This window comes from Halopseudomonas pelagia (assembly GCF_009497895.1).
In the GTDB taxonomy this organism is placed as follows: Bacteria; Pseudomonadota; Gammaproteobacteria; order Pseudomonadales; family Pseudomonadaceae; genus Halopseudomonas; species Halopseudomonas pelagia_A.
Map to the genome: position 1 here is coordinate 1,470,845 of NZ_CP033116.1, position 11,995 is coordinate 1,482,839.

Below are 11,995 nucleotides of genomic sequence, written 5' to 3' on the forward strand. Positions count from 1 at the left end.
TCAATGCTATTTTATGATACCAGTAATCGACCTTGTTGCTGGCGGTGTCAGAACCGACCGTTTTTGGACTGCGGCAGGTACTCACTGCTCAGTCATTTGATGAGATATTTTCCGCTAGGTCTTAAGGCGACATATTTTGTCGCGTGGCGGTTTAGGATCTACGCCAATGGCGTTCGACCTTCAAATAGATAAATGTTGCCGGCTCTCCTACAGAGTTCGCTCTGATCAGCTATCGCTTTCCAGTCACGCAAACGCAGCTAGTTAAAATGAAATCATTACCACGCTCCGCCGTTGAAGCATAATGGCTTTTAGCTCTATTAATAGGCATGCTGACCTAGCCTCAGCAACTGCCCAGCACTAAAGGGAATTTCTAATAATGTCGCAAACCTCTAACAACTTGGCCGCCTACATTTGGTCATTGGCCGATCTCCTGCGTGGCGATTTCAAGCAAAGCCAGTATGGCCGCATCATTTTGCCCTTCACCCTGTTACGTCGCCTTGAGTGTGTACTGGAAGCCAGCAAAGCAGTCGTGCTGACTGAATACGCGAAAATCCAGCAACTCAATATCTCTGAAGAAGCTCAAGAAAAGCTGCTGCTGCGTGCAAGCGGTGGGCTGTCGTTTTTCAACACCTCAAAAATGGACTTATCCAAGCTGGGTGAGGCTGGCATCAAGGCCAATCTGGAGTCCTACATTCAAGGATTCTCCAAGGATGCCCGGGAGATTTTCGAACACTTCAAATTTAACGAGTTTCTTGGCCAGCTCAACGATGCCAACTTGCTCTACAAATTTGTGCAACGCGTGCGGCAAACCGATCTAAGCCCCGCATCGGTTTCTAACCATGACATGGGCCTGGTGTTTGAAGAATTGATCCGCCGCTTTGCAGAGGGCTCGAATGAAACTGCCGGTGAGCACTTCACCCCGCGTGACATCGTGCGCCTCACTACTTCCCTGGTGTTTATGGAAGACGATGATGCGTTGACCAAGCCCGGTATTATTCGCACCATTTACGACCCCACTGCTGGTACGGGTGGTTTTCTTTCTGCCGGCATGGAGTACGTGCACGAACTCAACCCGCAGGCCGTGATGCGCGCCTATGGTCAGGAGCTCAACCCCGAGAGCTACGCCATCTGCAAAGCTGACATGCTGATCAAGGGTCAGGACGTCAGCAATATCAAGCTCGGCAACACCCTATCCAATGACCAACTGTATGCCAGCGAATTTGACTACATGCTCTCCAATCCACCATTTGGTGTGGATTGGAAAAAGATTGAGCAAGAGATCAGCGATGAGCATACCCAGAAGGGTTTTAATGGTCGCTTTGGTGCGGGGTTGCCACGGGTCAGTGATGGCTCTTTGTTGTTTCTGCTGCACCTGATCAGCAAGCTGCGTGATAGCTCGCAGGGCGGTGGGCGGATTGGCATCATCCTCAATGGCTCGCCGTTGTTTACGGGTGGCGCAGGTTCTGGCGAATCGGAAATCCGCCGCTACATTCTCGAAGCTGACTTGCTCGAAGCCATAATCGCGCTGCCCACCGATATGTTCTACAACACCGGCATTTCCACGTACGTCTGGGTGCTCTCGAACAAAAAAACGGCAGAGCGCAAAGGCAAGGTGCAACTGATAAATGGCGTGAACCTGTGCGGAAAAATGCGCAAATCGCTTGGCTCCAAGCGCAATGAAATGGCCGAGGATGATATTGCTACGGTTATCCGCGCCTTTGGCAGTTTTGAGCCCGTGGATGCGTATGAGCTGGACAAGCAAACCGCGAAAAAAAGCAATCGTGGTCGCCAGGCCGCCAACCCAAAAGCCGAAGCGGCTAAGACCTTTGCCAGCAAGATTTTTAATTCCTATGAGTTTGGCTATCGGCGCATCAGCATCGAGCGGCCGCTGCGGCTTTCATGGCAGTTCAGTGATGAACGTGTAGCTGAATGCCGTTTCGCCCCTGGCGCGATCAACAGCGTGATGCGCTGGGTGTATCAAGAGTTCAGCAACCTTGAAGGTGAAAGCTGGTGTGATGGCGATACCTGCAAGCGCTATGGCGACTTAAGCACCCATGAAGAGGCCATTCGCCGTTACTGTAAATTGAACTTTGCCGACCTTAAAGAGAAGCACCTCAAGGATCTGCTCAACCGCACGACCTGGATGGATCAAAAACGCCTGTTGCTCAAGGCGCAGCAACTTCAAGCCAGCATAGGCACTGCGCAATGTGATGACTTCAACAGCTTTGACGATGCGATCAAGGCGGCCTGCAAGCAAAAGGGAATAAGCCTGGATGCCAAGGACAAAAAGCAGATCACCGATGCCATGAGCTGGAAGAACACAGCCGCCGCCAAAGTGATTAAGAAACTGCACAAAACCCCAGCCAATCCGCTGTATGGCTTGTTTGCGGTTAATGGCGAGGTGCAGGAATACCAAACCGACAGCGAGTTGCGCGACAACGAAAACGTAGCCCTCGACCCAGGCCAGCCGGTTAACGCCAGCAACGAAGCCTACTTCCTTAAAGAAGTGCTGCCCCATGTTCCCGATGCTTGGATAGATGCCAGCAAGAAAGATGTTAAGGACCAGCAAGTCGGCATAGTCGGTTATGAAATCCCCTTTAACCGGCATTTTTACCAGTACCAACCGCCACGGGATTTGCTTGAGATTGATGCGGATCTGGATGCCGTATCGGCCGAGATTATGGCCTTGCTGCAAGAGGTGCATGTATGAAATTCGAACCATACAACTCTTACAGGAATTGTAATTTTCCCCTTATTGATTTAATCCCAGAGAATTGGTGTGAGCAGAAAATCAAGTTCCAACTTTCAGGCTGTGTGGCAGGTGGTACCCCCGAGAGTGGAAATTCCCTTTTTTGGGAGGAAAGTGGTGAGGGGACTCCCTGGGTATCAATAGCGGATATGACGAGAACAGCTGTTGTTACAGAAACAGAGAAAGATGTCAGTGATAAGGGGATTTACGCAAAAGGGTTGAAAATAGTGCCGAAAGGTACATTGCTTTATTCAATATTCGCCTCTTTGGGAAAGGTTGCTGAGGCAGGTGCAGACTTGACGACAAATCAGGCGATACTGGCTTTAATTCCGAAAGAAACATTGAATAACCGATTTTTTAGATATTGGCTGCAAAGCATCGAAAATTATTTGATGTATTACTCAACATCAAACACGCAAAACAACCTAAATTCAGAGAAGGTAAAAAATCTGCCGGTGTTTGTACCAAGCGATCTTGAACAGGAAAAAATCGCTAACTTCCTCGACCACGAAACCGCCAAAATCGACACCCTGATCGAAAAACAACAACAGCTTATCCGACTGCTAAAAGAAAAGCGTCAGGCTGTGATTAGCCATGCCGTCACCAAAGGCCTCTCTTCATTAAAGGGCGGGCCCAAAGCCAAGATGCGCGACTCGGGTGTTGAGTGGCTGGGGGAGGTACCAGAACACTGGGGCGTTAGTAAGGTAAAGTGGATAGTAGAAATGGCTGGTCGCATTGGTTATCGCGGCTACACAGTCGATGATATTGTTGACGAAGGAGATGGTGCGATCGTCTTGAGCCCTTCGAATATTAATGAACGGGGGTTTAGCTTAGAGAAAAAAGTTTTCTTGAGCTGGGGTAAGTACTTTGAATCGCCAGAAATAATGCTCGAGCCCGGAGATATACTTCTGGTTAAAACAAGTTGGTCTTTTGGGAAGGTAGCTGTTGTTTTCGAAGTGCCTTCACCAATGACTATCAATCCACAAATGGTTCTTCTTAAAAAATCTAAAATTGACTCAAGGTATGTGTCGCAATTTTTGGGAACTGATGCGCTTCAGGCGCGAATATTTATGATAAACACTGGTAGCTATATGCCAACAATGACTCAGGAGAACATAGGTGAACTTCCAATACTTGTTCCTCCTGAAAGTGAAGCTATAGAAATTGCCAGCTTCATTCAGGCGAGATGCATAAAATTCAACGCCTTACTGGACAAACAAGAGGATGTTGTCGATCTCTTACAGGAGCGTCGTGCTGCTCTCATCTCCGCCGCCGTTACCGGCAAAATCGATGTCAGAGGCTGGGTCGCACCGGGATCGGCTCAAACCAACAAGGAAGTAGCCGCATGAGTGCATTAGGTGGCGGTAAGGCGAACGAATTTACCTTTCAGAATGACATGCTCAAGCATCTGGTGGCCAATGGCTGGCTGCTGGGCAAGGCGGACAACTACAACCGTGAATTGGCTTTGTACCCAGAGGATCTGCTGGGCTTTGTGCAAGACACCCAGCCCGAAGAGTGGAAGAGGTTCTGTGCACTTTACCCCAGCAAACCCGAGCAGCACTTTATGGAACGGGTCGCCAGCCAACTGAATAAAAGCGACCCGAATGCTGCCAGCAAAGATATGCGTACTTTCGGTACCCTAGGTGTGTTGCGTCATGAGTTACGGCATCGCGGCACACGTTTTAGCCTGTGCCAGTTCAAGCCCGAGCATGACCTGAACCCTGATACCCTGGCGCGCTACACCAAGAACCGTTGCCGGGTGGTGCAGGAGCTCGTGTATTCACCCTGGGCGACCCGAGAGCACTTAGAACTTAACGGAAGCAAAGCCCAAGCCTGGCGGATTGACCTGGTGTTGTTTGTAAACGGCTTGCCGGTGGTGACGCTGGAGCTTAAATCCGAATTCAAGCAGGCTGTGCAGAAAGCCATCAAGCAATACAAAACTACTCGTTTCGCTATCGACCCCGTAACCAAAAAGTCCGAGCCGCTGCTGACATTTAAACGCGGTGCGCTGGTGCACTTCGCTGTCAGCCAGTACGAGGTGTATATGGCTACACGGCTGGAAGGTGCGGATACCTACTTCCTGCCCTTTAACAAAGGCACCTCTTCGGGCGGTGCCGGTAACGATGTGCCGGAAGATCTTGACCAGTACGCCACCGATTACCTGTGGAACGAGGTTTTACTGCCCAGCAATTTGATGTCAATTCTTGGGCATTTTGTGCACCTGCAAATTGAAGACAAAGAAGACTGGGAAGGCCGTAAGTACAAGAAGGAAAGCCTGATATTCCCGCGTTATCACCAGTGGGATGTGGTGAATAAACTGGTCAATGCGGCGCGTACTGAAGGCCCAGGGCAAAAGTACCTGGTTCAGCACAGTGCGGGGTCGGGCAAGTCCAACTCGATTGCCTGGGTCGCGCACCAGCTTTCGGCGCTTTACGATGCTGAAGGCAACAAGCAGTTCAACTCGGTGATTGTGGTGACCGACCGCACCGTGCTGGATGATCAACTGCAAGACACCATCAACCAGTTCGAGCATGTCGATGGCGCGGTTGGCCGTATCAACAATCAGGAAGGCGATGGTCCGAAATCGGAAAAGCTGGCGAACGCGCTCGTTAATTCCCAGCCGATTATTATCGTTACCATCCAGACCTTTCCCTTTGTGATGCGCGCCATCGAGAACAGCGCCAACCTGAAAGAGCGCTGTTACGCGATCATCGCTGACGAAGCGCACTCCTCGCAAACCGGATCAACGGCACGCCAGCTTAAAGAAGTGCTGATGATCGAGACTAAGGCCGAGGGCGAAGATGAGCTCAGCTCTGAGGATATTCTTGATGCTGCGGTGGCTTCACGCCGGGTATCAAAAAATCTGAGTTACTTTGCGTTTACCGCCACGCCTAAAACCAAGACGTTGGAGCTGTTTGGCCGTTTGCCAAAGCCCGATGAGCAGCCGTCTATAACCAATAAGCCCGAGGCCTACCATGTGTACAGCATGCGCCAGGCCATTGAAGAGGGCTTTATTCTCGATGTGCTGAAGAACTACACCAACTACAAAGTGGCTTACAACCTGGCGCAGAAAATTGGTAAAGCCGACCAGGAAGTAGAAAGCAAAAAAGCCAAGGTCAAGGTCAACCAGTGGGTGCGCCTGCACGAGTACAACATTGCGCAAAAAGTGCAGGTAATCGTTGAGCACTTCCGCACCAACGTCATGGGCTTGCTGGGCGGCCAAGCCAAAGCCATGGTGGTCACCAGTTCACGTAAAGAGGCGGTGCGTTACAAGCTGTGTTTTGACAAGTACATCGTCGATAAGGGCTACCAAAAAATCCATGCCATGGTGGCGTTTTCGGGCGAGGTCGAATTTACTGAAAAAGACCCGAACTCAGTCGCGCTGATCGGTGAGAAATACACCGAGAGCAACATGAACCCCCACCTCAGAGGCCGCGACATGCGCAAAGCCTTTGACAGCGATGATTATCAAGTTATGGTCGTTGCCAACAAGTTTCAGACCGGCTTCGATCAGCCCAAGCTCTGCGCCATGTACGTGGACAAAAAGCTCGGCGGTGTGGAGTGCGTGCAAACCCTTTCGCGCTTAAACCGTACCTACCCTGGCAAAGCAGAAACGGGTACCTTCGTTCTGGATTTCTTCAACGAGCCGCAGGATATTCTCGACTCGTTTCAGCCGTACTTTCAGACGGCAGAGCTGGCCGATGTTTCTAATCCCGACTTGATTTTCGACCTGTTTGAAAAGCTCAACGCGGCAGGTATTTACAAGACAACTGAGGTTGAGCAGTTCTGCTCGGCATTTTTCGTTAAAAACAAAAGCAATGCGGCCATTGCCAACATTTGCAAGCCTGCTGTCGAGCGTTGGAGCAAGCGCTACAAATCCGCTGTTGAGGCCTATGAACACTCGAAAACTATATTTGAGCGCATAAAAAAGACCCAGGATGCAGTGCTGATCGCCAATGCTGAAAATGATCTCAAAGAGTGCAAAAAGGAAAAGGATGCTCTGGATATCTTTAAAAAGGATCTGGGCACATTCGTGCGCTTCTATGAATTCATGTCGCAGATTGTCGATTACGACGATAAACAGCTGGAAAAGCTCAGCCTGTATGCGCGCAGTCTCAACCCTATGCTGCGCGAAAGCGCGGTGGATGAGGAAGATATTGACCTAGACAGTATCGTGCTCAGCCATTACCGGGTTTCTATAATCCGGCAGCAAGATCTGAAGCTGCAAGAGGACTCGGCTGACTATAAATTGGAGCCTGGTGAAGGGCTTGGCTCGGGCAGGGCGAAAGACATCAAGGAAGAGATGCTGTCGGAGATATTAGAGCGGCTGAATGAGCTGTTTGTGACGGATCAGCTAACTGATAAGGACATGGTGAACTACGCCTACACCATTCGTGACAAGGTCAGTGAGAACCAGTTGGTCATGCAGCAGCTAGCCAACAATACCCCGGAGCAGGCGCTGTTGGGAAATTTCCCTAAGGCTATAGATGACGCGATTATGAGCAGTGGCGACGCGCATCAAAACCAGATGCTGCAGCTGTTATCTGATCCACAAAAGGCCAATAAATTTGCCCGAGTGGTTTTCGACTTGCTGCAGTTAGCGACTTAATCCGTTTATGCGTCCTGGTCGTTTCCGCACCCTGGGCGCACTAGGACTCCTCATACAATGCGTGTGCCATGGCGATTTTTCGGCTGATTTCCGCTCTAAGCTCAGGGGGCTCCAGAACCTCGATGGCATTAGCTTGTGACAAAACCCACCAATGCAATTCCCAGCTATCCAGCACCGTTGCGCTAAGCGCGTGGCTATCCTCTTCTGCCTTGATTTGCATGTCTGCTGACAATGGCGTTTCAGTCAGCAAGTTGACCAAGTCACCGCTAATTCTTGCCTTAAGCTGAATCACATCACCCTGACTGAACTGCAGTGCACCACTCTTGATGTAGGTTTTCAGCTCAAAATCAGCGGGTCTGTTGGTTGGCGTTTCCAGAATTTCGACCTGTTTGAACCGATGCACGGCAAAAAGCCTCACGTCTGTGTAGGGCTCAACCGTTGCGGCCAAATAGCTGATATTTCCACGCAAGATCAACGCTAAGGGATTGAGCGTTAGAGTTCGCGTTTTATTGGTGTGTGCTGCGAAGTAAGTCGAGTCTATTTGCTGATCGCCCAGAAGTGCTTGCTGGATTGCATCCAACAGATCCGGATCGATTTCAGGCGCAATCAGATTTAGCTCTGGTGCAACGCTGGCAATTTTGTCGATCCATCGGGCGGCAGGCATTTGCGCGGTAAGTGCATCGAGCTTCTGTCTGGCCTGAGCGAAGCGTGGCTGCAGGCTTTTCAAAATGCCTGCCGGCAGCAATGGGCGCAGGCTGTTTTCGACTAGCTGCAATGTGAGCGCCTCGCTGAGGGTTACGCTAGGCAGATCCGAAGGCGAGCCAGGCGTCCAATACCAGCCGTAGGGTATGCCTTTGTTATTGCATTGCAGCGGGAATAGCAGCGAGAGCTCATTCAGATCGCGCTCAACGGTACGTTTGCTGATTCCGTACCCTGCATCGGCCAATTGCTCAACCAGCATCTGCACGGTGTAACCAGGTGGGCGAGAGGGCAGCAGTTTCAACAACTCCCACTGGCGGCTTAAGGTGCTTCGACTGTTAGCGGCAGGCATGGCGGTATCAATTTACTCGGGCATGAAGGGGGATGCGGTGAACCGGTGTTGGAATTTGATGCTTTTCTGATGACTATTCAGTCCCAGACAAAAGCCAGAACGAGCGTAATCAACGCAATATTCATTGGCAACAGCCAAACCCAGCGAAAGGCAATGAGAATGCGTGACTGCCTTTGCGCAATGGTGTTTGAAAACAGCCCGATTTTTTGCAGTACAAAAGCCAGGCAACCCCACAGCAGCAAGAGCGCTAGAGCCAGACACCCCCAGATTGCTGAAGCCATCAACATTTCGTGATTGAACATGGCACTCCCTCGCTGCCTCGCTATGCCCTCAGTCTGAGCTGTAAACTGATGATACGTAGGATGACAGCTTAGCGCGACGTAATATGTCGCACATAGCGCTAAACTGACGTCATCAAAGATAAAGCATCGATATGAAAAGCCGAGCGGGCCAAAGGAGTGATAAAAATGATCAAAAGCCAGGACGCTAGCCGTATTTCAGAGGTGTTGTTTTACCTGGACCCTATGGGAACCTGCTGCAAAGAAAATGATTGTTACGATGAGTATGATTCAATCGCGCAATCCGCTTTTCAAAAACTTTCCAACGGCCAACCAATAGGTGAGGCTATTAGCGAAACCTTGATGGACTGGTTTGAGGTCGAGTCGATTGAGCCACAAACCCTAGCAAATATAGTACTGGCTTTGCAGGCGGAAAATTAAGGTTTATCACGACTAGCAAGGAGTGCCGTCATGTCGATGAATTTATCTGAAGAAAACCAGCTTCGTGCTGCTGATCGCACTCAAACTGAAATTCTGGGGTACCAGCACCCATCTGCACAAACGGTCTCCCGCCTAGATGCTGTAGTGGAATCATCACACCTAGGGCTAGATAAAGGGCTTTCCGACTTGAAGTACAACAGAGAAGCGTTTGCACTGAGTCTGTTCCTGGTCCTGGGCATTCCTGAGGCCGACGCAGCCAAGGCGATCAGCGAAACTAGCCAGGACTGGTTTAAGGAGGCTTGGGCTTTCTATCACCGGGCTCAAGCGTGAGGGGCGCTCTGCAATGACCATGGGTCACCTACTCAATCAGTGCCAAGTAGCCCTTCTCGATGGAATATGGCACCCACCGCTGAATATTCAGGTCGAAACAGCCACGTCAGCGGTACTGAAAAACATGCTTGAAACAGGCGGTGATTTTGGCCCGTTTGGAAAAGCTCAAAAATACCGCTTCGTTTATGAAAAGAACGCTAGCTTAGAAATTTCCCTAGAAGGTGAAATCGTTGGCGGTGCGCTTCCATCTGAAGAAATCAATTAATAAAAGGAATTTTAATGTACGACATCATCGGTGACATACACGGTCACGCAATACCGCTAAAAAAACTTTTGAGTAAAATGAATTACTCAGAAATTAATGGTGTGTGGCAGCACCCAGAGCGAACAGTTATTTTTCTTGGCGATTTTATTGATCGCGGCCCTGAGCAACTTGAAGTTATTAATATTGCGCGCTCAATGGTTGAAAGCGGTCACGCCCAGGCTGTAATGGCCAACCACGAATTTAATGCAATAGCTTGGGCTACAGAACACGACGATAAGCCAGGCGAATATTTACGACCACATAGCGAAAAAAATAGAGACCAGCACAAAGAATTTCTTAAGCAGGTTAATGAAGGTTCGAAAAAGCACCGAGAAATCATTGAGTGGTTTAAAACGCTTCCACTCTTCTTGGAGCTCGAAGATTTACGGGTAGTGCATGCCTGCTGGCATCCCTCCTCACTACAAACACTAAAAAAATATACAAATGAAAAAAACTGCATTCTTCCAAGCGCCTGGCCAGAATTAACCCGTAAAAGTTCGGCAGCTTATGAGGCGCTTGAAATTGTGCTTAAGGGCTTGGAAGTCACCTTACCAAACGGTCAGGACTTTGCCGATAAAGAGGGCCATCGACGCACAGAAATACGCGTTAAGTGGTGGACGGAAGTGAAGGGCGCCACCTATAAACAGCTAGCGATAGGCTCTACTAAAGACGTCGAATGCATTCCGGATATACCTTTATCTGATGATGTCATCCCGGGTTATGAAAATGATAAACTACTATTCCTTGGGCACTATTGGATGAGCGGAAATCCAGAGCCCTTAAGTGAATATGTTGCTTGCTTGGATTATAGCATTGCTGCCAAACCACCTGAAAATAGTATAGATAACAGAAAGCTTTGCGCCTACCAATGGCATGGCGAAAATAAGTTAATGTTAGAGCGATATATTCATGTAGGACACGATTTAGATATCATTTAATTTAATTTAATTTAATTTAATTTATTCGCAAATGTATTCAATAAATTATTGGAGTCAACGTTGAGCAATAAATTTGAGAGCATCCCCATTGACGATGACACAAATATTTTGGTTCAGGTAGAGGCAAAGCTCGGGGATTATGAGATTCTTTACCAGAAATGGGCCTGGGAAAGTGTTGTAGCAGAAAGTTTTATATTCAAAACTGAAGATGTTTCAAACCTGAGCGAAAATGAGTTGGAAAAAACAGTCCGAGAATCGCCCTTGGTAAAAACTGACTCAAAATTAACATTTTCTAAAACCGAATTGGGTTTTACGTTTGTAAACTTCAACTTTAATTAAAGATAAAATATTTAAAAGAAAATATTCCTAGGCAGGATATAATCTCCCTGGATTTTAGGGAGAACTTACATATTAGGTTGGCTTGTGGTCATGAAGAAGAGTGAATATAGTTTTAGTGTAGATGGGGTTGGTTACTTTGTTCGGTTTTCGAATGACGGTCAACTTTCGTTTTTTACCACATATTCAATTTATGATCCTTTTGACAAATGGGGCGTTCATCATGAAAGCTACAACGACTTGGGGTTTTCAGGAGTCAGTTCGTTGAAAGTTTTCCGTGAGGTTGAAAAAATCGCAGTGTCACATATAAAAAAACATAAAATGAATTATGTGTGGTTTACCTGTGTTCCTAGTAGATCTACCCTGTATGTTCGCCTTGCTAAGCACTTGTCTGAGTCTGTTGGGCTTGTAGTTAGCAACGTGAACAATACCGAGTTCTATCTTTCCAAGTAATACAAACTTGGTGGTCTCAGGGTCCAACTGCAAAATATGAGATAAAGTGTTGTCATGAGACTGCCTACCTCCGATCGGCATTCTAGGAGTGATTATAAAGCTTGCCGGTGGGTTTTACTGCATTTCTGCCCATTGAGTTCCTGTGCAAGAATTCTCTTGTAAATTGCTGATTAGTAACCAAGAGCACGCCTGCTGCCTGTGTAATATCGCATTGTAGTTTGAAAGTTCAGTATCTTTTTTCTTCGATCATTTTATTAATCCAAGCTGTAATTTCGTAACTGTCCCAACCTACGGAGCGAATGCCAATTTTAATGCAATTCGGAAATTTACCCAGCCCCATTAATTGGTATATCCATGATTTACTGAAGCCTGTTAGGTTGATGACTTCGGGTAACCGCAATATTCTTCTGGTTGGTACGTTATTTTTGTTCATCATTTTTTCCTCTAAAGTAGCCAGCTGTACTGACTGCATTATTTAGTGGCTCCAGTTTTTGCTATTCGTGGAG

The 11,995-nt window shown here is 48.3% G+C and carries 11 protein-coding genes; 8 read left to right on the top strand and 3 right to left on the bottom strand.

The window, feature by feature from the left end:
- Positions 1 to 376: 376 nt before the first annotated feature.
- The 3 genes from EAO82_RS06965 to EAO82_RS06975 are packed head-to-tail and all read left to right on the top strand — an operon-like array spanning position 377 to position 7,358.
- Positions 377 to 2,710 carry a class I SAM-dependent DNA methyltransferase gene (locus EAO82_RS06965; protein WP_096345083.1) on the top strand — a complete coding sequence of 778 codons (2,334 nt, stop codon included), beginning with the start codon at positions 377 to 379 and terminating at the stop codon, positions 2,708 to 2,710.
- Positions 2,707 to 4,098, top strand: a complete 1,392-nt coding sequence (locus EAO82_RS06970; RefSeq protein WP_096345082.1) for a restriction endonuclease subunit S — start codon at positions 2,707 to 2,709, stop codon at positions 4,096 to 4,098. The genes EAO82_RS06965 and EAO82_RS06970 overlap by 4 nt, the downstream gene beginning before the upstream one ends.
- The gene (locus EAO82_RS06975; RefSeq protein ID WP_096345081.1) at positions 4,095 to 7,358 is read left to right on the top strand and encodes a type I restriction endonuclease subunit R; all 3,264 of its coding nucleotides are present in this window, start codon (positions 4,095 to 4,097) and stop codon (positions 7,356 to 7,358) included. Before EAO82_RS06970 ends, EAO82_RS06975 begins: the two co-directional genes overlap by 4 nt.
- A 40-nt stretch (positions 7,359 to 7,398) precedes the next feature.
- On the opposite strand, the gene EAO82_RS06980 is transcribed toward EAO82_RS06975, so the two are convergent.
- Both EAO82_RS06980 and EAO82_RS06985 read right to left on the bottom strand, forming a co-directional pair.
- The gene (locus EAO82_RS06980; protein ID WP_321540969.1) at positions 7,399 to 8,319 is read right to left on the bottom strand and encodes a WYL domain-containing protein; all 921 of its coding nucleotides are present in this window, start codon (positions 8,317 to 8,319) and stop codon (positions 7,399 to 7,401) included.
- Positions 8,320 to 8,486: 167 nt separating this feature from the next.
- A complete protein-coding gene (locus tag EAO82_RS06985; protein ID WP_096345079.1) occupies positions 8,487 to 8,711 on the bottom strand; it encodes a hypothetical protein in 225 nt (74 codons plus the stop codon).
- Between the two features lie 165 nt (positions 8,712 to 8,876).
- Between EAO82_RS06985 and EAO82_RS06990 the strand changes: the two genes are divergently transcribed.
- From EAO82_RS06990 to EAO82_RS07010, 5 genes are read left to right on the top strand one after another with little or no spacing between them, the layout of a single operon-like run.
- Entirely contained in the window at positions 8,877 to 9,128 is a 252-nt protein-coding gene (locus EAO82_RS06990) for a hypothetical protein (RefSeq protein WP_096345078.1), read from the top strand.
- 30 nt (positions 9,129 to 9,158) lie between these two features.
- Positions 9,159 to 9,458, top strand: coding sequence for a hypothetical protein (locus EAO82_RS06995; protein ID WP_096345077.1), 300 nt, complete (start codon positions 9,159 to 9,161; stop codon positions 9,456 to 9,458).
- Positions 9,459 to 9,471: 13 nt separating this feature from the next.
- Positions 9,472 to 9,723: a hypothetical protein gene (locus EAO82_RS07000; RefSeq protein WP_096345076.1), complete on the top strand. Its 252-nt coding sequence runs from the start codon at positions 9,472 to 9,474 to the stop codon at positions 9,721 to 9,723.
- A gap of 14 nt (positions 9,724 to 9,737) precedes the next feature.
- Positions 9,738 to 10,700, top strand: coding sequence for a metallophosphoesterase (locus EAO82_RS07005; protein WP_096345075.1), 963 nt, complete (start codon positions 9,738 to 9,740; stop codon positions 10,698 to 10,700).
- A 60-nt stretch (positions 10,701 to 10,760) separates the two neighbouring features.
- Positions 10,761 to 11,039, top strand: a complete 279-nt coding sequence (locus EAO82_RS07010) for a hypothetical protein (protein WP_096345074.1) — start codon at positions 10,761 to 10,763, stop codon at positions 11,037 to 11,039.
- Between the two features lie 676 nt (positions 11,040 to 11,715).
- Here EAO82_RS07010 and EAO82_RS07015 read toward each other — a convergent pair.
- Positions 11,716 to 11,961 carry a helix-turn-helix transcriptional regulator gene (locus tag EAO82_RS07015; RefSeq protein WP_231703303.1) on the bottom strand — a complete coding sequence of 82 codons (246 nt, stop codon included), beginning with the start codon at positions 11,959 to 11,961 and terminating at the stop codon, positions 11,716 to 11,718.
- Positions 11,962 to 11,995: the final 34 nt, after the last annotated feature.